Origin of the sequence: Cellulomonas soli, assembly GCF_052036975.1 — a bacterium.
GTDB lineage: Bacteria > Actinomycetota > Actinomycetes > Actinomycetales > Cellulomonadaceae > Cellulomonas > Cellulomonas soli_A.
The window spans coordinates 74,098-93,770 of the sequence record NZ_JBQIAR010000013.1; the positions used below are offsets into that span (position 1 = coordinate 74,098).

Consider the following 19,673-nt stretch of genomic DNA (forward strand, 5'->3'; position numbering starts at 1 on the left):
CTGTCAGATGAGGTACTGGGACAGCTCGCGCTTGACGTACCGGCCGTGGCCGGCGCGGCCGTGGAAGGCACCGCCGTCGACGACGACGGAACCGCGGGACAGGACCGTGTCGACGTGGCCGTCGATCTCGAAGCCCTCCCAGGCGGAGTAGTCCATGTTCATGTGGTGGGTCTTGCCGAGGCCGATCGAGGTGTGACCGTTCGGGTCGTAGACCACGACGTCGGCGTCGGCACCGGGGGCCAGGACACCCTTCTTGCCGTACATGCCGAACATGCGGGCCGGGGTGGTCGAGCAGATCTCGACCCAGCGCTCGAGGGTGATCTCGCCGGTGACGACGCCCTGGTAGAGCAGGTCGAGCCGGTGCTCGACGGATCCGATGCCGTTGGGGATCTTGGAGAAGTCGCCCGCGCCCATCTGCTTCTGGGTCATGCAGAACGGGCAGTGGTCGGTGGAGACGAGCTGCAGGTCGTTGGTGCGCAGCGCGTTCCACATGTGGTCCTGGTGGTGCTCGGCCCGCGAGCGCAGCGGCGTCGAGCACACCCACTTGGCGCCCTCGAACCCCGGGGCGCCGAGCTGCTCCTCGAGCGAGAGGTACAGGTACTGCGGACAGGTCTCGCCGAACACGTTCTGGCCCTTGTCGCGGGCCTGCGCGATCTGCTCGGCGGCCTGCTTGGCCGACACGTGCACCACATACAGGGGTGCGCCGGTGAGGTTGGCCAACATGATCGCGCGGTGCGTGGCCTCCTCCTCGGCCTGCCACGGGCGGGTGATGCCGTGGTAGTACGGCGAGGTGTTGCCGGCGGCGACGGCCTGCTGCACGAGCAGGTCGATGACCGACCCGTTCTCGGCGTGCATCATGATCATCGAGCCGTTGTCCGCGGCCTTCTGCATGGCCTTGACGATCTGCCCGTCGTCCGACAGGAACACGCCCTTGTAGGCCATGAACAGCTTGAAGCTGGTCACGCCCTCCTTCACGAGCTCGTCCATGGCGTGCAGCGAGGAGTCCTGCACGTCGGACAGGATCTGGTGGAACCCGTAGTCGATCGCGCAGCTGCCTGCGGCCTTCTCCTGCCACAGGGCGTACTGCTCGAGGGGGCTCTCCCCCGCGTACTGCACGGCGAAGTCGACGATCGTGGTGGTGCCGCCCCAGGCGGCGGCGGTGGTGCCCGTCTCGAAGGTGTCCGAGGCGAACGTGCCGCCGAACGGCATCTCCATGTGCGTGTGGGCGTCGATCCCGCCGGGGATCACGTACTTGCCGGTCGCGTCGATGACGCGGTCGACACCGGCCGACAGGTCGGTGCCGAGCAGGGTCGAGCCGGGGGTGAGCAGGGCGACGATCTTCTCGCCGTCGATCAAGACGTCGGCAGCCCCGCGACCTGTCGCGTTGACGACGGTGCCGCCGGTGATGAGCGTGGTGGCCATCAGGTGTCCTCTCGGGTGTCAGGGTCGCGGGGCGCCGGTGGGCAGAGCCGTCAGGGGGCGACGATCGGGCCGTAGGCGTCGGGCCGGCGGTCGCGGAAGAACTGCCAGCGCTCGCGCACCTCGCGGATCTGCTCCAGGTCGAGGTCGCGCACGATCAGCTGGTTCTCGCTGCTGGAGCCGATCTCGCCGACGAAGTTGCCGTCGGGGCCGACCGCGTACGACGAGCCGTAGAAGTTGACGGCCTCGTCCCCGTACTCGTTGTCCTCCAGGCCCACGCGGTTGTTCGCGATCACGAAGTAGCCGTTGGCGATGGCCGCGGCCGGCTGCTCGATCTCCCACAGGCGGTTCGAGACGCCCGGGGCGGTGGCGTTCGGGTTGAACACGATCTCGGCGCCGTTGAGCGCGAGGTTCCGCCAACCCTCGGGGAAGTGCCGGTCGTAGCAGATGTTCACGCCGATCTTGCCGACGGCCGTCTCGAACACGGGGTACCCCAGGTTGCCGGGACGGAAGTAGAACTTCTCCCAGAACTTGGGCAGGTGCGGGATGTGGTGCTTGCGGTACTTGCCGAGCACGGTGCCGTCCGCGTCGATGACGACCGCCGTGTTGTAGAGGACGCCGGGCTGGTCCTCCTCGTAGATCGGCAGCACGATGACGATGCCCAGCTCGGCGGCCAGCGCCGCGAAGCGGTCCGTGGTCGGCCCGGGGATCGTCTCGGCGTAGTCGTAGTACTTCGTGTCCTGCGTGATCCCGAAGTAGGGACCGTAGAACAGCTCCTGGAAGCCGATGACCTGCGCGCCCTGCGCGGCGGCCTCACGGGTCCAGGCCTCGTGGAGGTCGATCATCGACTCCTTGTCGCCTGTCCAGGTGGCCTGGGTGAACGCGACGCGCACGACTGTCATGGGGGTCCTCCGTCTCGGTCCGTCAGAGGCGACCCCCGGCTGGTGTCCCGTCCGGGGCTCCGTCGCCGTGGAATGTGACTCTGAGCGTTGAACATTTCTGCGGGGTTTCTCAGCGTTTCCACGCCGCTAACGTCGATGACGCCGTCGTAAACACTTCGCGCCCGAGCCCTCCCGCCGTGCCCGGTGGCGCCGGACACCGCAGTCACGGGGCACGATGACCACCATGGAGCCGGCCACGTTCGTCGTCGCGGTCGAGGACCGCAGCCCTCGCGGCATCGCGGCGACCGTCGCGCGCCTGGTGCGCAGCGGCGAGCTGCGCGCGGGCGACCGCCTGCCCACCGTGCGCGACGTCGCGGCGCGGCTCGGCGTGAGCCCGGCCACCGTCAGCGGCGCCTGGCAGGCGCTGTCGGCCGTCGGCATGGTCGTCTCACGGGGACGCGCCGGCACGTTCGTGCTGCCGGAGCCGGCCGGCTGGTTGCCTCCGCGCTACCGCGACATGACCGGCGGCGCCCACCCGCGCGAGCAGACCCGCCCGGCCGGGGCTCCCCTGGTCGACCTCTCGACGGGCACACCCGACCCCGAGCTGCTCCCACCCCTGGGCCCTGCTCTCGCGCGCGTGTCGGCGCGCACCCCCGCTGCCGAGACGGCCACCTACGTGACCACGCCCATCGTCCCCGAGCTCGAGCGGCTGCTGCGTGAGTCCTGGCCGTTCCCGCCCGGACGGCTCACGGTGGTCGACGGTGCCGTCGACGCCATCGGGCGCACGCTCGAGCAGGTCGTCGGCTTCGGCGACCGGGTCGCGGTCGAGGACCCCGGGTTCCCGCCGCTGTTCGACCTGCTCGACCAGCTCGGCCTCGAACGGCTCCCCGTCGCGCTCGACCACCAGGGAATGCGACCCGACGCCCTCGCCGAGGCGCTCGACGCCGGCGCGCACGCCGTGATCCTGCAGCCCCGCGCGCACAACCCGACGGGGGTCAGCCTCACCGCGACCCGTGCGCGCGAGCTGGCCGCGGTGCTGCGTCGGCACACCCAGCAGGCCCAGGCCTCCGACGACGAGCACGCCCGCCGTGACGCCCGCCGCACCGTGCACGTCATCGAGGACGACCACTCCGGTGAGATCGCCTCCGCCAAGGACGTCAGCCTCGGCGCGTACCTGCCCGAACGTGTCGTGCACGTGCGCTCGTACTCCAAGTCGCACGGGCCCGACCTGCGCATCGCGGCGGTCGGTGGGCCGGTCTCCGTCATCGACCCGCTCATCGCCCGGCGCATGCTCGGGCCCGGATGGACGAGCAGGCTGCTGCAGCGGGTGCTCGCCGACCTGCTGGTCGACGGCGCGGCGGTCGACGCCGTCGCACACGCCCGCCGCGTGTACTACGGCCGCCAGCGGGCGCTGTGCGACGCCCTGGCCGCCCACGGCCTGCAGGTCCGGCCCGGTGACGGGGTGAACCTGTGGCTCCCCGTGCTCGACGAGTCCACCGCGCTGGTCCGGCTGGAGGCCGCCGGCATCCGGGTGGCACCCGGCACCCCGTTCCTGGCGACCGCGCCGGGCGACCACCGGCCCGGGCACGTGCGCGTCACCGTCGGGTTGCTGCGGGAGGACGCCGAGGCGGTCGCCCGCACGCTCGTGGTCGCCGCGACGGCCTGACCGGCACCCGCCCCGGGGGCGCGCGGCCCGTCGGCGCGGTGCACGCCCGGTGGGCAGGTGTTGCGCTGCACGGACCCGGCGGGCATATGGTGACGCCTCGGAACCCGGCCGGGCATGGTCGGGTCGCACCGTCCGGCACTGGACGGTCCTCCGCGGGTGCGACGTGCATCCCCTCCCCGGCTGCGCCCGACGGCGTGCGTCAGCGATCCCGCGATCCGCCTGGAGCCTCCATGTCCTCCCCCCAGACCCCCTTGTCCCCCGAGGCGCGCCCGTCCGGCGCGCACCCCGCCGCCCGCCCTGCGACCCGTCGGTGGGCGGTCCTGGCCACCGGCGTGGCCGTGCTGGCGCTCGCCGCCTGCTCCTCGACGCCCGCGGCCGACGCGACGACCCCGTCCACGGCGAGCACCACCGCCGCGTTCACACCCGTCGAGCTGGACAACTGCGGCACGCCCGTCACGGTCGACAGCCCGCCGCAGCGCGTGCTCACCATCAAGTCCTCGACGACCGAGATGCTGCTGGCCCTGGGTCTGCAGGACGTCATGGTCGGCACGGCGTTCGCCGACGGGCCGGTCCCCGAGCAGTGGGCCGACGCGTACCAGGCGATCCCCGTGGTCTCCGACAAGGTCCCGGGCCAGGAGGCGCTGCTCGCCCTCGAGCCCGACTTCGTCTACGGCGGCTGGGAGTCGAACTTCTCGGCCGACGGTGTCGGTGAGCGTCCCGCGCTGGCCGACCTGGGCATCGGCACGTACGTCTCGCCGGCGGCCTGCAAGGAGGACGGCTACCAGCCCGACCCGTTGACCTTCGACGTGGTCTTCGACGAGATCCGCGAGGTCGCCTCGATCTTCGGCGTGCAGGACCGCGCCGAGGAGGTCGTCGCCGAGCAGGAGGCCGCCCTGGCCGACATCACCGCCCCCGCCGAGCCGACCACGGCCCTGTGGTATTCCTCGGGCACGGACACCCCGTACGTCGGTGCGGGCATCGGCTCGGCGCAGATGATCATGGACGCCGCCGGCCTGACCAACGTGTTCGCCGACGTGCACGACACGTGGACGTCGGTGGGCTGGGAGCAGGTCGTGGCGGCCGACCCGTCGGTGATAGTGCTGGTCGACGCGACGTGGAACACCGCCGACTCCAAGATCGCCCTGCTCGAGTCGAACCCGGCGACCGCCCAGCTGACGGCCGTGCGCGAGCACCGGTACGTGGTGGTGCCGTTCGCTGCCACGGAGGCCGGCGTGCGCAACGCCGAGGCCGCCGTGCAGGTGTCGCAGGACGTCGCCGCGCTCGACGCCACCTCCTGAGCATCGCCGCCTCGATGGACACCGCCCCTCGCCGACCTCCGCTGGCCGTGCTCGTCACGGTCGGTCTGGTCGCGCTGGTCCTCACCGTGCTGGTCACGGTGACGATCGGCCCGGCCGACCTGGCGGTCGGCGAGGTGGCGCGTTCCGTCGGAGCCCACCTGGGGCTGCCGGTCACCCCGGTCGCGCCCCTGCACGACGCGATCGTGTGGGAGCTGCGGCTGCCGCGCGTGCTGACGGCCGCCGCGGTGGGCGCGGGGCTGGCACTCTCCGGGGCTGTCATGCAGTCCCTGACCCGCAACCCGTTGGCCGACCCGTACCTGCTGGGGCTCTCCTCCGGCGCGTCGCTCGGCGCGGTGGCCGTGCTGATCGTGGGCATCAGCCTGCTGCTGCCCGTCGCGGCCTTCGCCGGGGCGCTGGCCGCCCTGGTCGCCACCTTGTCACTGGCCCGCACCGGCGGTGTGCTGACACCCGGCCGGGCCGTCCTGGCCGGGCTGGCCGTCTCGCAGCTGTGCGCGGCGGGCACCTCGTTCGTCATCTTCTGGACCGCCACGGGCGACTCGTACCGCGACATCCTGGCCTGGCTCATGGGGTCGTTGGCGGGGGCCACCTGGTCGTCCGTCGCGATCGCCGGCACCGCGCTGCTGCTGGTCGGGGCGGTGCTGCTGGCCAGCAGCCTGCGGCTGGACGCTTTCGCGTTCGGCGACACGGCGGCTGCCGCCCTCGGCATCGGCGTCGACCGCACCCGCTGGACCCTGATGACGCTGGTCGCACTGCTGACCGGCGCGATGGTGGCCGTCAGCGGGGCCATCGGGTTCGTCGGGCTCGTGCTGCCGCACGCCGTCTCGGTCGCCACCGGCCCCGCGCACCGGCGCCTGCTGCCGGTCGCCGCCCTGGCCGGGGGCGTGTTCCTGGTGTGGGCCGACACGCTCGCCCGCACGGTGTTCGACCCGCGCGAGCTGCCCGTCGGCATCGTCACGGCACTGCTGGGCGTGCCGGTGTTCGCGGTGCTGCTGCGCCGGGGGCGGGGCACGGCATGGAGCTGAGCATCCGGCAGGTGGGCACGCGCCTGGGCGGCCGGTGGGTGGTCGACGGGGTCGACGCGACCCCGCCCGCGGGCGCGCTGACCGGGCTGCTCGGGCCCAACGGGGCCGGCAAGACCACCCTGCTGCGGCTCGTGGCCGGTCTGCTGACGCCCGAGGCGGGCGCGGTGCTGGTCGGCGGCGACGGCCCTCACGCCACGCCCGGCTCCAGCTCCGGCACCGGGACTGCGACGACCACCCCGGTCGCCGTGCACACGCTGCCGCGCCGGGAGCGCGCCCGGCGGATCGCGCTGCTCGAGCAGGAGTCCTCGGCCACCGTGCCCCTGTCGGTGCGCGACGTGGTCGCCCTGGGGCGCATCCCGTACCGCACCTTGTGGGGCGCCGACACGGACACCGACGCCGTCGAGCGGGCGCTGGTCGCCGCCGAGGCCGATCACCTGGCCGACCGCACGTGGTCGACGCTGTCGGGGGGCGAGCGCCAGCGCGTGCACATCGCCCGCGCCCTGGCCCAGCAACCCACGCTGCTGCTGCTCGACGAGCCGACCAACCACCTGGACGTGGCCGCCCAGCTGCACCTGCTGGCGTTCGTGCGCGACCTGGGCACCACCACCGTGGCGGCCCTGCACGACCTGAACCTGGCCGCGGCGTTCTGCGAGCACGTGCTGGTGCTCTCGGCCGGGCGCCTGGCCGCCGCAGGCCACCCGCGCGACGTGCTCACCCCCGCGCTGCTGCACCAGGTGTACGGCGTCGAGGCCGACGTGCTGACCCACCCCCGCACGGGTCGGCCCGTGATCGCGTTCGCCGACCAGTCCCCCACCCCCGCGCGACCGGCCACGGACGCCGCGACGACCCCCCGGAGCCGACGATGAGGATCACCGTGCTGTCCGGCGGCGTGGGCGGGGCGCGGTTCACCCGCGGCCTGCTCGCCCTGCTGCGCGAACGCCTGCCCGACGGTTCCGGCGGCACGAGCGCGCAGGTCACCGTGGTGGCCAACACCGGCGACGACATGTGGCTGCACGGCGTGCGCGTGTGCCCCGACCTGGACACCCTGCTGTACACCCTGGGCGGCGGCGTGCACGAGGAGCAGGGATGGGGGCGGCGCGAGGAGTCACGACGCGTCAGCGACGACCTGGCCGCCTACGACCTGGGCTGGGAGTGGTTCACGCTCGGCGACCTGGACCTGGCCACGCACCTGGCGCGCACCGAGCTGCTGCGGCGCGGTCTGCCGCTGTCGCAGGTGATGGAGCACCTGTCACGCCGGTGGCAGCCCGGGGCGCGGCTGCTGCCGATGAGCGACCAACCGGTCGAGACGCACGTCGAGCTGACCGACGGCCGGCTGATCCACTTCGAGGAGTGGTGGGTGCGCCACCGCGCCGCCCTGCCCGCCGCGCGGTTCGTGCAGGTCGGGCTCGAGCAGGCCACCGCCGCCCCGGGCGTGATCGAGGCACTGACCGAGGCGGACGTCGTGGTGCTCCCGCCGTCCAACCCGGTGGTCTCCGTGGGCACGATCCTGGCCGTCCCCGGCATCCGCGACGCGCTGCGCACCACGTCCGCGCCGGTGGTGGGGGTCAGTCCCGTCATCGGCGGCGCCCCCGTGCGGGGGATGGCCGACGCGTGCCTGCGCACCATCGGCGTCGAGACGAGCGCCGGCGCCGTGGCCCGGCACTACGGACGCCGCGCCGATGGTGGCGTGCTCGACGCGTGGCTGCTCGACTCGGCGGACGCCGCCACCGTGCCGGGACTGACCGCCGAGGGGTGGCGGGCGGCCGCGGTGCCGACCCTGATGAGCGACGTGCCCACGACCGCGCGGATCGCGGCCGACGCCCTCGCCCTCGTCGACGTGCTGCGCTGAGCCCGGTGCTGCACGGCACGGTTCAGAACGGACGCGCCACCCCGCGCCCGGGCGTCGCCGCCTCCAGCATCCCGACGAGCTCGGCGGTGCGCCGTCCGAGCGGCATCCGCGCGATCGCCACCAGGTCGGCGGGCACGTCGACGTCCTGACGCAGCCGCGAGTCGGGCGGCAGGTCGAGCGGCACGTGACCCAGGTGCTGGTGCGCGACCGCCGAACCCAGCCCGAACCGGGGGTCGAGGTCCACGTGCGGCCCGACGGCCAGCAGCGTCGTCCCGGTCCCGGTGGCGTCCACGACGAGCGCACGCGGATGCGCGTCCGCAGCCGTCAGGGCCTGCGCCAGGTCGTCGCTCTGCAGCGCCGGCACGTCACCCAGCAGCACCGCGACGGACACGGGTCCTCCATGCCGCGCGGCCGCGGCACCGGCGAGCGCCGCGGCGTCCAGGCCGGACCGGGCGCCCGCGTGCGGCGGTTCGCGCACGACCTCGACTCCGGGCACGCCCACCGCCTGGGCCGCCACGGGTTCGTCCGCCGTCACGACCAGCACCCGCGCCACCCTCGCGCAGGCCGCCGCGGCCTCCACGGTGTCCAGCGCCATGGCCCGCACGAGCGCCGCCCGGGACGCGGCGTCCAGTGCGGCACCGAGCCGGGTCTTGCCGTGACGGGCGTCCTTGACGGGGATGACCACCACCCAGCTGCGCGGCTCCTCGCTCATGGCGTGCCGACCTGCGGGCCACGGTCCACCGTGACCGGCTGCTCCGCCCGGCGGCACCCGAGCGGGTAGGCGAGGATGGCGCCATGGCGCTGTGGATGACCGGGAACGAGGCCGCCGACCGACTGCTCGACGAGGATCCGTTCGCGCTGCTCGTCGGCATGCTGCTGGACCAGCAGGTCACCATGGAGTCCGCGTTCGCCGGACCGGCCAAGATCGCCGAACGCATGGGCGGGCTGGACGTGTACCGGGTGGCGGGCGCCGACCCGCAGGAGTTCGCTGCGCTGTGCGCGATCCCACCCGCCGTGCACCGGTTCCCCGGTTCGATGGCCACGCGCATCCAGGCCGTCGCGGTCGCCGTGCGTGACCAGTACGACGGCGACGTGACCCGGCTGTGGACCGACGGCGACCCGGATGCGCGGACCGTGCTGGCGCGGTTGCAGGCGCTGCCGGGGTTCGGGGAGCAGAAGGCCCGCATCTTCCTGGCGCTGCTCGGCAAGCAGCGGGGTGTGCGACCCGAGGGTTGGCGTGAGGTCGCCGGACCGTACGGCGAGGAGGGGTCGCACCGCTCGATCGCCGACGTCATCGACCCCGCGAGCCTGGCGCTGGTCCGCGAGACGAAGCGGGCCGCCAAGGCCGCGGCTCGCTCGCGCTGAACGGGCCCCGCGCACGGGCCCGCACTGCGGGCTCATCGCTCGGGCTCGTCCGCGAGCGCGTCCTTCCATCCCTGCGCGTACGCCTCGGCGCTGCCCTGCCGGAACATGTCGTCGGGGCCGACACGCACCAGGGCCCGCGCACCCGGTCCGTCGTCGTCGGTCACGTGTCGCCCGACGCCGCGCACCACGGCCAGGGGGCGCCCGGTGGCCTTGCCCTTGACGAGCTCGGCCGCGGAGGCGATCTCGTCGGCGACGGCCGCGACGGTCATGGTCAGGGGTCGACCGAACGTGTCGACCTGCCCGCGCAGGTCCTCCAGCACGCGCAGACCTGCCGCGCCGATCGCCAGGTCCGCCACGCCCTGCCGCCAGGGCCGCCCGGCGGTGTCGGAGACGACCACACCGATCCGCACCCCCAGGCGTGCCTGCACCCCGGCGCGCAGCGCCCGCGCCGAGGCGTCCGGGTCGAGCGGCAGCAGCAGCACGGTGCCGTCGGGGGTGTTGCTGGCGTCGACACCGGCCGCGGCCATGACCAGGCCCAGCCGGTTCTCCACGATCCGGGTCAGCCCACCGGGGTGCTCGCGGGTGGCCACCACGCGCACGGTCTCGTCGGTGATGGCCTGCTCGCGGTCGTCCGCGGCGACCTGGCGTCCTTCCGCCTTGGACACGACCTTGCTGGTGAGCACGAGCACGTCGCCGTCGAGCAGGGCGTGGGTGGGGTCGGCGACGGCGTCGGCGGCCAGCACGTCCAGCACGAGGGCGACGAGGTCGTCCCCCGCGACGACCTCGGGCAGGCCGTCGGGCGCCCAGACCCGCAGCTCGGTCGTCGGCTCGGTCGTCGGTTCCGTGGTGGGCTGCGTCATCGCACCAGCTTCGGCAGGACGTCGCGGCCGAACGTCTCGATCCACTCGCGCTGGTTGCGGCCCACGTTGTGCAGGTAGATGCGGTCGAAGCCGAGGTCGACGTACTTCTGGATCGAGGCGCGGTGCACGTCGGGGTCGGCGGAGATGACCATGCGACCCTCGAAGTCCTCGGGGCGCACGAGCTTGGCCATCTGCTCGAAGTCGAACGGCGAGCGGATGTCGCCCTTGGGGAACTTCATGCCGCCGTTGGGCCACTCGGTCATGGCGTTGACCATGGCCTCCTCGTCGGTGGGCGCCCACGACAGGTGCACCTGCAGCACCTTGGGCATGGTCTGCGGGTCGCGCCCGGACTCGCGCACGCCTTCCTCGAACTTGCCGAAGAGGCCGCTGATCTTCTCCAGCGGTGCGCCCACGGTGATGAGGCCGTCGGCGTGCCGGCCGGCACGCTTGGCGGTCACGGGGCCGGCGGTGGCGACCAGGATCTCGGGCGCGACCTCCGGCATGGTCCACAGCCGGGTCGACTCGAGCTTGTAGAACGGGCCGGCGTGCTTGACGTCCTTGCCTGCGATCGAGGCGACGAACAGCTTCTTGATGATCTCGATGGCCTCGAACATGCGGTTGATGCGCTCGGGGGCCTCGGGCCAGTACCCGGCCACGATGTGCTCGTTGAGCGCCTCGCCCGAGCCGAGCCCGAGCCAGTGCCGGCCCGGGTACATCGCGGCGAGCGTGGCCGAGGCCTGCGCGACCATCGCCGGGTGCCAGCGGAACGTCGGCGCGGTCACACCCGGGCCCATGTCACCGGTGGTGCGCTCGCCGATCGCGGTCAGCACGTTCCACACGAACGAGGACTGCCCCTGCGCGGGCACCCACGGCTGGAAGTGGTCGGCGGCCATCACGCCGCTGAACCCGTGCTGCTCGGCGTACGCGGACAGCTCCACCGCCTCGGTCGGGTGGAACTGCTCGAGCATCGCCGCGTACCCGATGGTCAGACCGTTCGTCACGTCACACACCTTCGCTCGTCCCTGTGCCGTCCCACCGGTGCGCCGAGGCGAGCTCGTCGCAGGGCCGGTGTCGAGGCAGGGTAACTCCGTCATGTGACGCGAAATGTGTCAGCCGATCGCACCCACGGTGACGTCGTCCTGCTCCGGGGCGGGCAGCGGGGGCCGGGCGATGTCAGGACGCTGCACCGCGGGGATCTCGGTGGGGGTGCCGCGGCGGACCGTGGCCACGCCGGCCACGACCAGCACGGCACCCACGAGCTGCACGGGCAGGGGGCGCTCGTGCAGCAGCACCCAGGCCAGCAGCACGGAGAACACGACCTCGGTGAGGGCCAGGAACGACGCGACCCGCTCCCCCAGCAGCCGCACGGACACGGCGCTGATGCCGAAGCCGAACGCCGTGGGCAGCACCCCGACGACCGCGAGCGGCACCCACCAGTGCACGGACGCGCCCAGCACGTCGACGTGGACGTCGGGCGCGGCGAACGGCAGCACGCCGACCGCGGTGACCAGCACGACCGCACCCGCACCGACGGCCATGCCGGTCCCGGCCAGTGCGACGGGCGGCAGCACGGTGGGCCGGGCGGTGAGCGCGAAGTAGGCGGCGTTGCCGACCGCGGCGGCCAGGGCGAAGACCAGGCCGAGCGGGTCCAGCTCGAGCGTGCCGGTCAGGTCGAGCACGAGGGCGAGGCCGCCGGTGGCCAGCGCCGCACCCAGCAGCGTCAGGGGTGTGGGTGCCTGCCGGGTGCGCAGCCAGGACCATGCGATGAGCAGCAGCGGCCCGGTGTACTCCACGAGGAGGGCGACGGCCACGGGCAGCCGGTCGACGGCCAGGAAGTAGCAGGTCGAGGCGCCGGCCACGCCGAGCAACCCGAAGGCGAGCACGAGCCGCCACTCCTGGGCGAGGGTGCACCACCGTCCCCGCAGCGTCCACACGACGGGCCCGGCGAGCAGCAGCGTGCCGAGCAGCAGCCGGGCGCAGATCGCGGCACCGGGCGTCCACCCCGCGGCGAGCAGGGGCTTGACCATGGGGCCGCTGGTGGCGAAGGCGAGGGCGGCGACGAGTCCTGCCCCGACGCCGAGCCCACGCGCACCCTGCTGGGCCTGTGGCACGTGCTCCCCTGTCGTCGGCCCGACAGCCGTGCCTCCACGGGCGATGTCAGGAGTCATCCGTCACTATGCTCATGACGGTAGGGCCGCTCGGTGACAGGAGTCAACATGGTTTTCGCACCTGACACGGAGGCGAACCTGCGCGCCGCAGCCGACCTGGTCAACACCGGCAGGCGTCGCGACGGCCACGACCGCCTCGCCACCGTCGCCGACCTCGACGCGTTCTACACCGGCTGGGGCTACAGCACGCGCCACGACCACGACGAGGCCGAGCTCGCGCAGGTGCGCGAGGCCCGGGGCCGGCTCGGTGCACTGTGGGCGCTCGACCGCGACACCGCCGCGCACGAGGTCAACGCGATCCTGCGCGAGGCCCACGGCGTGCCGTACCTGGTCCGCCACGGCAGCACCGACTGGCACCTGCACGCCACCGTCCCCGACGCGCCACTGGCCACCGTGATGCTCGTCGAGACGGCCATGGCTGTCGCCGACGTGGTCCGCGGCGACCAGTGGGACCGACTGCGCACCTGCCAGGCGCCGGACTGCACGGCCGTGCTCGTCGACCTCTCCCGCAACCGGTCCCGCCAGTTCTGCGAGGCCAACGGCTGCGGCAACCGTGCGCACGTGGCCGCGTACCGCGCGCGGCACGCGCCCGCCTGAGCGCACCGCGCACCTCCACAGCCCGCTCGCCCCCCGAACTCGTCCAGGCGGACCGCGCAGATCTGGGAAGATGTCTGACCATGAGCGACCTGACCCCTGGTACCGACGCCCCGACGAGCGCACCCGCCCGCCAGGTACCGGACAAGGTCTCCCTCGACGGGGTCGAGGCCCGCTGGGACGCCGCCTGGAGCGAGCAGGGCCTCTACGCGTTCGACCGCACGGCCACGCGTGAACAGGTGTACTCGATCGACACCCCGCCGCCCACGGTCTCCGGCTCGCTGCACGTGGGCCACGTGTTCTCGTACACGCACACCGACGTCGTGGCGCGCTACCGCCGCATGCAGGGCGCCGAGGTGTTCTACCCGATGGGCTGGGACGACAACGGCCTGCCCACCGAGCGCCGCGTGCAGAACTACTACGGCGTGCGGTGCGACACCTCGCTGCCCTACGACCCCGACTTCGTGCCCCCGCACGAGGGTGGCGAGGGCAAGTCGATCAAGGCCGCCGACCAGCTGCCGATCAGCCGCCGCAACTTCGTCGAGCTGTGCGAGCGGCTCACGGTCGAGGACGAGCGCCAGTTCGAGGCGCTGTGGCGTCGCCTGGGCCTGTCCGTCGACTGGTCGCGCACGTACCAGACCATCTCGGCCGAGGCCCGCGCGGTCGCCCAGCAGGCGTTCCTGCGCAACCTCGCGCGCGGCGAGGCGTACCAGGCGGAGGCTCCCGGCCTGTGGGACGTGACGTTCCAGACCGCGGTCGCCCAGGCCGAGCTCGAGGCGCGCGACTACCCGGGGGCATTCCACCGCGTCGCGTTCCACCAGGCCGACGGCACGCCCGTGCACATCGAGACCACGCGTCCCGAGCTGCTGCCCGCGTGTGTGGCGCTCATCGCGCACCCGGACGACGAGCGCTACCAGCACCTGTTCGGCACCACGGTCACCACTCCCCTGTTCGGCGTCGAGGTGCCCGTGCTGGCGCACCCCCTGGCCGAGCAGGACAAGGGCGCAGGCATCGCGATGTGCTGCACGTTCGGCGACCTCACCGACGTCACCTGGTGGCGCGAGCTGCAGCTGCCGACCCGCTCGGTCATCGGCCGCGACGGTCGCCTGCTGCGCGACACCCCGGAGTGGATCGGCACCGAGGCCGGCCAGGCCGTGTACGCCGAGCTGGCGGGCAAGACCACGTTCTCCGCGCGGGAGGCCGTCGTGGCCGGGCTGCGCGAGAGCGGCGACCTGGACGGCGAGCCGCAGACCACGCAGCGCAAGGCGAACTTCTTCGAGAAGGGCGACAAGCCGCTCGAGATCGTCACCAGCCGCCAGTGGTACATCCGCAACGGCGGCCGCGACGAGGCGCTGCGCGAGCAGCTGCTGGCGCGCGGCGTCGAGCTGGACTTCCACCCGGACTTCATGAAGGTCCGCTACGAGAACTGGGTCGGTGGCCTCAACGGCGACTGGCTCATCTCGCGCCAGCGGTTCTTCGGTGTGCCGTTCCCGGTCTGGTACGCGCTCGACGAGCACGGCGAGATCCTCTACGACTCCCCGCTGGTGCCGTCCGAGGACCAGCTGCCGATCGACCCGTCCAGCGACGTCCCGGCCGGCTACAGCTCCGACCAGCGCGGCGTGCCCGGCGGGTTCGTCGGCGACCCGGACGTCATGGACACCTGGGCCACCAGCTCGCTGACCCCGCAGATCGCCGGCGGCTGGCGCACCGACCCCGACCTGTTCTCGCGCGTGTTCCCCATGGACCTGCGCCCGCAGGGGCAGGACATCATCCGCACCTGGCTGTTCTCCACCGTGGTCCGCTCCCACCTGGAGCACGGCTCACTGCCGTGGTCGGACGCGGCGATCAGCGGCTGGATCCTGGACCCCGACCGCAAGAAGATGAGCAAGTCCAAGGGCAACGTCGTCACGCCCATGGGTCTGCTCGAGGAGCACGGTTCCGACGCCGTGCGGTACTGGGCGGCCTCGGCCCGACTGGGCACGGATGCGGCGTTCGAGGTCGGCCAGATGAAGATCGGCCGCCGCCTGGCGATCAAGGTGCTCAACGCCAGCAAGTTCGCGCTGTCGTTCGGCGACCCGACCGAGCCGGTCTCGCTCGACCCGGCCATGGTGACCGTCCCGCTGGACCGCGCGATGCTCGCCGGCCTGGCCGACGTCGTCGAGAAGGCCACCGCTGCGCTCGAGGCCTACGACCACACCCGCGCGCTGGAGCTGTCCGAGACGTTCTTCTGGACGTTCTGCGACGACTACCTCGAGCTGGTCAAGGACCGCGCCTACGCCGCCGCCGAGGACCCGACGGGTGCCGCCTCGGCCCGTGCCGCGCTCGGCCTGGCGCTCGACGTGATGCTGCGCCTGTTCGCCCCCGTGCTGCCGTTCGCGACCGAGGAGGTGTGGTCGTGGTGGCGCACCGGCTCGGTGCACCGTCAGCCGTGGCCCGAGCCGTCGGCGCTGCGTGCGGCGGCCGGCGACGCGGAGGCCGGTGTGGTCGGTGCGGCCGGTGCCGCCCTGGCTGCGCTGCGCAAGGTCAAGTCCGAGGCGAAGGTCTCGATGCGCACGCAGATCGCCGCGGTGACGCTGAGCGTGCCGGAGGCCCTGCGAGCCGGGGTCGAGCTGGCACTGAACGACGTGCGCGCCGCCGGGCGGGTCACGGGGTCGCTGGAACTGGTGACGGCCGAGGTCGAGGTGCCGGTGGCCGGCGACGCCGAGCTGGTGCCCGCCGAGCCGAAGGCCTGATCGCACGGTCGACCCTCGTTGACGGGACGACGGAGGGGACGGTGCTGCGGCGCCGTCCCCTCCGTCGTCCCCGCGTGTGTCAGGGGCCGCGCACGGGTCCGGACCGACTCTCGGTTGCGCAGGTGCGCGATCGCCGTGACGGCACCAGCATGTGACGAACGTCCCGACTGTCCCCGCTGCGTATAACTATCGTCGGGGACGTATAGTTTCTCGTCCGTCCGTGTTCGAGAGGTCTCCCATGCGCTCCCCCCGCTTCCTGGCCGCCGCGTCGCTCGCCGCCGGTGCCGCCCTGCTCCTGTCCGCCTGCGCGTCCTCCTCCGACGAGGCCGAGCCCGCCGCCTCCGACAACGCCGCTGCCGGCGAGGTCGCGCTCATCACGCCCGGCACCCTGACGGTGTGCTCCAACCCGCCCTACGAGCCGTTCGAGTTCGAGGACGAGACCGGCGAGATCGTCGGTTTGGACATCGACATCATGCAGGAGGTCGCCGACGACCTGGGCGTCGAGCTGCTGGTCAAGGTGACGGCCTTCGAGACCATCCAGTCGGGCGTCGACCTGGACACCGGCTCGTGCGACGTCGTGGCCTCCGGCATCACGATCACCGACGAGCGCAAGGCGAAGTTCGACTTCTCCGACCCGTACTTCGACGCCGACCAGGGCCTCCTGGTGCCTTCCGGCTCGGACCTGAGCGATGTCGACTCGCTGGCCGGCAAGAAGGTCGGCGTCCAGCAGGCCACCACCGGCGAGACGTTCGCGGACGAGAACGGGCTGCAGACCGTGCAGTTCGAGGACCTCGGCCTGCAGATCCAGGCGCTCAAGACCGGCCAGGTCGACGCCGTGATCAACGACATCGCCGTGCTCGGCCCGTTCGTCGAGGAGGGCTTCGAGGTCGCCACCACGTTCCCGACCGGCGAGCAGTACGGGTTCGGCGTGAAGAAGGGCAGCACCGCGCTGCTCGACGCGATCAACGGCACGCTCGAGCGCATCACCACCGACGGCACGTACGACGCGATCTACACCGAGCGCATCGGCACCGCACCGATCGGCAAGTGACATGACGACGACCGCCCCGCCGACCCTGACGCTGCCGCCCGGCCGTCGCCGGATGAAGCCGCGCGCCCGCGCCCGGCTCGTCCGCGTCGTGCAGTACGCCGTGCTCCTGGCCGTCGTCGGGGCGGTCGTCGCCCTCACCGACTGGTCGCGTGTCGGCGACCAGCTGTTCAACCCGCAGGCCGCCAAGGACATGCTCCCCGACCTGCCGCGCGCCCTGTGGAACACCATCCGGTACACGCTGGGCGCGTTCACCGTCGGACTGTCGCTCGGCGTGGTGCTCGCGCTCATGAAGCTCTCGAGCGTGCGCGCGTACCGGTGGATCGCCACGGTGTACATCGAGTTCTTCCGCGGCATCCCCGCGCTGCTGGTCGTCCTGTCGGTGGCGTTCGCGATCCCGATCGCCTTCGGCGTGCGGATCGACTCGCTGCTCGCGAAGGCCTCGATCGCCCTGGGCGCCGTCTCGGCCGCGTACATCGCCGAGACGCTGCGCGCCGGGATCGAGGCGGTCCCGCGCGGTCAGGTCGAGGCGGCACGCTCGCTCGGCATGTCGCACGCGCGGGCCCTGGTCGAGGTCGTCATCCCGCAGGCGTTCCGGATCGTCCTGCCGCCGATGACCAACGAGATCATCCTGCTCACCAAGGACACCTCGCTGGTGTTCCTGGCGGGTCTGCTGCAGACCGAGTTCGACCTGACGAAGATCGGGCGCGACGCGCTCAACACCGCGACCGGTGGCCTCACTGCGCTGTGGGTCATCGGCGCCTGCTACCTGCTCATCACGCTCCCGCTCGGTCAGCTCGCGCGCTGGCTCGAACGGCGTACCGGAACGAAGGGCCGCTCATGACCGCCACCACGGCCGGCGCTGCCCCGGTCGTCCGCATCGCCGACCTGCACAAGTCCTTCGGCGAGCGCGAGGTGCTGCGCGGCATCGACCTGGACATCGCCGCCGGTGAGGTCGTGTGCGTCATCGGCCCGTCGGGTTCCGGCAAGTCCACGTTGCTGCGCTGCGTGAACCTCCTCGAGCAGCCCACCGCCGGTCGGATCGACGTGCTGGGCGTCGAGGTCACCGACCCCGATGTCGACATCGACCGCGTCCGCACGCACGTGGGCATGGTGTTCCAGCAGTTCAACCTGTTCTCGCACCGCACCGTGCTGGAGAACTGCACCGTCGCCCAGCGGCGCGTGCTGGGCCGTTCGAAGGCCGAGGCCGAGAAGGTCGCGCTGGAGAACCTGGACCGGGTCGGTCTGGCAGACCGCGCGCAGTCGCACCCCTCGCAGCTGTCGGGCGGTCAGCAGCAGCGCGTGGCAATCGCCCGTGCACTGTCCATGGGCCCGGCGCTCATGCTCTTCGACGAGCCGACCTCCGCCCTGGACCCCGAGCTCGTCGGGGACGTGCTGGCCGTCATGCGCGACCTCGCCGAGGGCGGCATGACGATGCTGGTCGTCACGCACGAGATGGCGTTCGCCCGTGAGGTCGGCGACCGGGTGGTCTTCATGGACGACGGTGTCGTGGTCGAGCAGGGGCCGCCCGAGCAGGTCATCGGGGCGCCGCGCGAGGAGCGCACGCGGACCTTCCTGCAGCGGGTCCTCGACCCCGTTCACACCCACCAGGGGAACCCCGACCACTAGGGTCGCCGCATGGCGGCGCACACACGAGCGAGACGAGGTCTGACCGGGGCGATCGTGCTGGCCGTCGCGCTGGGGGCGACCTCGGCATGCACCGACGACGACGCGCATCCGCAGGGCGATGCCGCGACCGCGCTGTCCGTCGCCGTGGCCGCGCTGCCCGCCGCGCTGGTCGAGGTGGCTCCGGCCGAGGACGTCCTGGCGGTCTTCGAGGGCACGGCGTCGGACGGTCGGACGGTGCGAGGCCTGGTCGCCCGGGACGACGAGACCTGCACCGCGGCGACCGCCGACCGCGACATCGTGACGTCCGTGCTCGCCTCGCCCGCGGACGAGGGTGCGCACGACGGCGAGGACGGGGGCGAACCCGACCCCGCGGCCGACCTGCTGGCGAGCACCCTGCAGACCTCGGGGTACGTTGCCGCGGACTCCGTGGACGACTCGACGACGTCCGTCGTGCTGCGCTGCGGACCGGAAGGCGCCGAGGTGGTGCTCGACCCGATGCCGGCCGACCTGCAGGTCGTCGGTTCCGCGACCGTCATCCGGTACGCGAACGGGTTCCCGGTCGGCCTCGTCGTGGGGCCGGACCGCCTGCGTGAACGTGCCGCGGACGTGGCGGCGACGGCCGACTCCCCCGACCCGGCCGTGCTGGACGTGCCGCGCCTCGCGGTCGACGACACCACCGCGGGCACGCTCACACCCTCCCTGCGCCGGCACGTGGTGGCCACCTTCACGATCGACTCCCCCACCGGCGCGCTGACCGGCGCGGTCGCGCTGACGGGCACGCAGTGCGCGCTGACCGCAGACACCGGGCCGGGGCCGTTCGGGCTGGGCGCCACCGCCGACCTCGCGCTCACCGCGGACGAGCGGGCCGCCGCGCTCATCGAACAACTCACGGCGACCGTCCTGGCCGCCAGTGGCGTCGGCGGCGACATCGCCCTGACGTGCACCTCGAGCGGCGCCGCCGTGCGGATCAGCGGCGCGGAACCGGGCGCGACCCGTGCCGAGGGTGCGGTGAGCGTCACGGCCGGCGAGGACGGCGGAACCCTGCTGCTGGTCGGCACCGCCGAGGCCCGCAGGTCCGTCACGAGCCTGCTCGCACGCCGATAGGGTTCAGGGCGTCCCCG

General features: G+C 72.9%; 18 protein-coding genes. 12 read left to right on the forward strand and 6 right to left on the reverse strand.

Annotation, left to right across the window (positions count from 1 at the left end; genetic code table 11):
• Positions 1–3: 3 nt before the first annotated feature.
• Together hydA and ACTHAM_RS13730 are read right to left on the reverse strand one after the other, a co-directional pair.
• Positions 4–1,422 (reverse strand): dihydropyrimidinase, encoded by a 1,419-nt coding sequence (gene hydA / locus ACTHAM_RS13725; protein ID WP_440688388.1) that lies wholly within the window; start codon positions 1,420–1,422, stop codon positions 4–6.
• Positions 1,423–1,472: 50 nt separating this feature from the next.
• On the reverse strand, positions 1,473–2,321 hold the full coding sequence (locus ACTHAM_RS13730) for a nitrilase-related carbon-nitrogen hydrolase (protein WP_440688390.1): 849 nt from the start codon (positions 2,319–2,321) through the stop codon (positions 1,473–1,475).
• Positions 2,322–2,535: 214 nt separating this feature from the next.
• Here ACTHAM_RS13730 and ACTHAM_RS13735 point away from each other — a divergent pair, with 214 nt between their 5' ends.
• From ACTHAM_RS13735 to cofD, 5 genes are all read left to right on the forward strand, one after another.
• Entirely contained in the window at positions 2,536–3,966 is a 1,431-nt protein-coding gene (locus tag ACTHAM_RS13735) for a PLP-dependent aminotransferase family protein (protein WP_440688392.1), read from the forward strand.
• 230 nt (positions 3,967–4,196) lie between these two features.
• Positions 4,197–5,264 carry a putative F420-0 ABC transporter substrate-binding protein gene (locus ACTHAM_RS13740; RefSeq protein ID WP_440688394.1) on the forward strand — a complete coding sequence of 356 codons (1,068 nt, stop codon included), beginning with the start codon at positions 4,197–4,199 and terminating at the stop codon, positions 5,262–5,264.
• A 14-nt stretch (positions 5,265–5,278) separates the two neighbouring features.
• The gene (locus ACTHAM_RS13745) at positions 5,279–6,307 is read left to right on the forward strand and encodes a putative F420-0 ABC transporter permease subunit (RefSeq protein ID WP_440688396.1); all 1,029 of its coding nucleotides are present in this window, start codon (positions 5,279–5,281) and stop codon (positions 6,305–6,307) included.
• Positions 6,298–7,173, forward strand: a complete 876-nt coding sequence (locus tag ACTHAM_RS13750) for a putative F420-0 ABC transporter ATP-binding protein (RefSeq protein WP_440688398.1) — start codon at positions 6,298–6,300, stop codon at positions 7,171–7,173. The genes ACTHAM_RS13745 and ACTHAM_RS13750 overlap by 10 nt, the downstream gene beginning before the upstream one ends.
• Positions 7,170–8,156 (forward strand): 2-phospho-L-lactate transferase, encoded by a 987-nt coding sequence (gene cofD / locus ACTHAM_RS13755; RefSeq protein WP_440688400.1) that lies wholly within the window; start codon positions 7,170–7,172, stop codon positions 8,154–8,156. Before ACTHAM_RS13750 ends, cofD begins: the two co-directional genes overlap by 4 nt.
• Positions 8,157–8,178: 22 nt before the next feature.
• Here cofD and cofC read toward each other — a convergent pair whose 3' ends face one another.
• Complete coding sequence (gene cofC, locus ACTHAM_RS13760) at positions 8,179–8,868, reverse strand: 2-phospho-L-lactate guanylyltransferase (RefSeq protein ID WP_440688402.1); 690 nt, start codon at positions 8,866–8,868, stop codon at positions 8,179–8,181.
• 83 nt (positions 8,869–8,951) lie between these two features.
• On the opposite strand from cofC, the gene ACTHAM_RS13765 reads away from it, so the two are divergent.
• On the forward strand, positions 8,952–9,521 hold the full coding sequence (locus ACTHAM_RS13765) for an HhH-GPD-type base excision DNA repair protein (RefSeq protein WP_440688404.1): 570 nt from the start codon (positions 8,952–8,954) through the stop codon (positions 9,519–9,521).
• Between the two features lie 32 nt (positions 9,522–9,553).
• On the opposite strand, the gene ACTHAM_RS13770 is transcribed toward ACTHAM_RS13765, so the two are convergent.
• The 3 genes from ACTHAM_RS13770 to ACTHAM_RS13780 form a co-directional block, all read right to left on the reverse strand.
• On the reverse strand, positions 9,554–10,381 hold the full coding sequence (locus ACTHAM_RS13770) for a coenzyme F420-0:L-glutamate ligase (RefSeq protein WP_440688406.1): 828 nt from the start codon (positions 10,379–10,381) through the stop codon (positions 9,554–9,556).
• Positions 10,378–11,382 (reverse strand): TIGR03557 family F420-dependent LLM class oxidoreductase, encoded by a 1,005-nt coding sequence (locus ACTHAM_RS13775; RefSeq protein WP_440688408.1) that lies wholly within the window; start codon positions 11,380–11,382, stop codon positions 10,378–10,380. The genes ACTHAM_RS13770 and ACTHAM_RS13775 overlap by 4 nt, the downstream gene beginning before the upstream one ends.
• A 108-nt stretch (positions 11,383–11,490) precedes the next feature.
• Positions 11,491–12,492: an EamA family transporter gene (locus tag ACTHAM_RS13780; RefSeq protein WP_440688410.1), complete on the reverse strand. Its 1,002-nt coding sequence runs from the start codon at positions 12,490–12,492 to the stop codon at positions 11,491–11,493.
• A 105-nt stretch (positions 12,493–12,597) separates the two neighbouring features.
• On the opposite strand from ACTHAM_RS13780, the gene ACTHAM_RS13785 reads away from it, so the two are divergent.
• The 6 genes from ACTHAM_RS13785 to ACTHAM_RS13810 all read left to right on the forward strand — a co-directional run bounded on the left by ACTHAM_RS13785 (position 12,598) and on the right by ACTHAM_RS13810 (position 19,656).
• Positions 12,598–13,146, forward strand: coding sequence for a CGNR zinc finger domain-containing protein (locus ACTHAM_RS13785; protein ID WP_440688412.1), 549 nt, complete (start codon positions 12,598–12,600; stop codon positions 13,144–13,146).
• An 80-nt stretch (positions 13,147–13,226) separates the two neighbouring features.
• Entirely contained in the window at positions 13,227–15,875 is a 2,649-nt protein-coding gene (gene valS, locus ACTHAM_RS13790; protein WP_440688414.1) for a valine--tRNA ligase, read from the forward strand.
• Between the two features lie 238 nt (positions 15,876–16,113).
• Positions 16,114–16,926 carry an ABC transporter substrate-binding protein gene (locus ACTHAM_RS13795; protein ID WP_440688416.1) on the forward strand — a complete coding sequence of 271 codons (813 nt, stop codon included), beginning with the start codon at positions 16,114–16,116 and terminating at the stop codon, positions 16,924–16,926.
• Between the two features lies 1 nt (position 16,927).
• The gene (locus ACTHAM_RS13800) at positions 16,928–17,767 is read left to right on the forward strand and encodes an amino acid ABC transporter permease (protein WP_440688417.1); all 840 of its coding nucleotides are present in this window, start codon (positions 16,928–16,930) and stop codon (positions 17,765–17,767) included.
• The gene (locus ACTHAM_RS13805; protein ID WP_440688419.1) at positions 17,764–18,552 is read left to right on the forward strand and encodes an amino acid ABC transporter ATP-binding protein; all 789 of its coding nucleotides are present in this window, start codon (positions 17,764–17,766) and stop codon (positions 18,550–18,552) included. Before ACTHAM_RS13800 ends, ACTHAM_RS13805 begins: the two co-directional genes overlap by 4 nt.
• Positions 18,553–18,561: 9 nt before the next feature.
• Positions 18,562–19,656 (forward strand): hypothetical protein, encoded by a 1,095-nt coding sequence (locus ACTHAM_RS13810; RefSeq protein WP_440688421.1) that lies wholly within the window; start codon positions 18,562–18,564, stop codon positions 19,654–19,656.
• Positions 19,657–19,673 lie beyond the last annotated feature (17 nt).

Bases quoted from the DNA above. Each gene is read 5' to 3' on its own strand.
- ACTHAM_RS13805 (WP_440688419.1), top strand. From the start codon at position 17,764: ATGACCGCCACCACGGCCGGCGCTGCCCCGGTCGTCCGCATCGCCGAC.
- ACTHAM_RS13810 (WP_440688421.1), top strand. From the start codon at position 18,562: ATGGCGGCGCACACACGAGCGAGACGAGGTCTGACCGGGGCGATCGTG.
- valS (WP_440688414.1), top strand. From the start codon at position 13,227: ATGAGCGACCTGACCCCTGGTACCGACGCCCCGACGAGCGCACCCGCC.
- ACTHAM_RS13730 (WP_440688390.1), bottom strand. From the start codon at position 2,321: ATGACAGTCGTGCGCGTCGCGTTCACCCAGGCCACCTGGACAGGCGAC.
- cofC (WP_440688402.1), bottom strand. From the start codon at position 8,868: ATGAGCGAGGAGCCGCGCAGCTGGGTGGTGGTCATCCCCGTCAAGGAC.
- cofD (WP_440688400.1), top strand. From the start codon at position 7,170: ATGAGGATCACCGTGCTGTCCGGCGGCGTGGGCGGGGCGCGGTTCACC.
- ACTHAM_RS13785 (WP_440688412.1), top strand. From the start codon at position 12,598: ATGGTTTTCGCACCTGACACGGAGGCGAACCTGCGCGCCGCAGCCGAC.
- ACTHAM_RS13735 (WP_440688392.1), top strand. From the start codon at position 2,536: ATGACCACCATGGAGCCGGCCACGTTCGTCGTCGCGGTCGAGGACCGC.
- ACTHAM_RS13740 (WP_440688394.1), top strand. From the start codon at position 4,197: ATGTCCTCCCCCCAGACCCCCTTGTCCCCCGAGGCGCGCCCGTCCGGC.
- ACTHAM_RS13800 (WP_440688417.1), top strand. From the start codon at position 16,928: ATGACGACGACCGCCCCGCCGACCCTGACGCTGCCGCCCGGCCGTCGC.
- ACTHAM_RS13770 (WP_440688406.1), bottom strand. From the start codon at position 10,381: ATGACGCAGCCCACCACGGAACCGACGACCGAGCCGACGACCGAGCTG.
- ACTHAM_RS13745 (WP_440688396.1), top strand. From the start codon at position 5,279: ATGGACACCGCCCCTCGCCGACCTCCGCTGGCCGTGCTCGTCACGGTC.
- ACTHAM_RS13765 (WP_440688404.1), top strand. From the start codon at position 8,952: ATGGCGCTGTGGATGACCGGGAACGAGGCCGCCGACCGACTGCTCGAC.
- ACTHAM_RS13750 (WP_440688398.1), top strand. From the start codon at position 6,298: ATGGAGCTGAGCATCCGGCAGGTGGGCACGCGCCTGGGCGGCCGGTGG.
- hydA (WP_440688388.1), bottom strand. From the start codon at position 1,422: ATGGCCACCACGCTCATCACCGGCGGCACCGTCGTCAACGCGACAGGT.
- ACTHAM_RS13795 (WP_440688416.1), top strand. From the start codon at position 16,114: ATGCGCTCCCCCCGCTTCCTGGCCGCCGCGTCGCTCGCCGCCGGTGCC.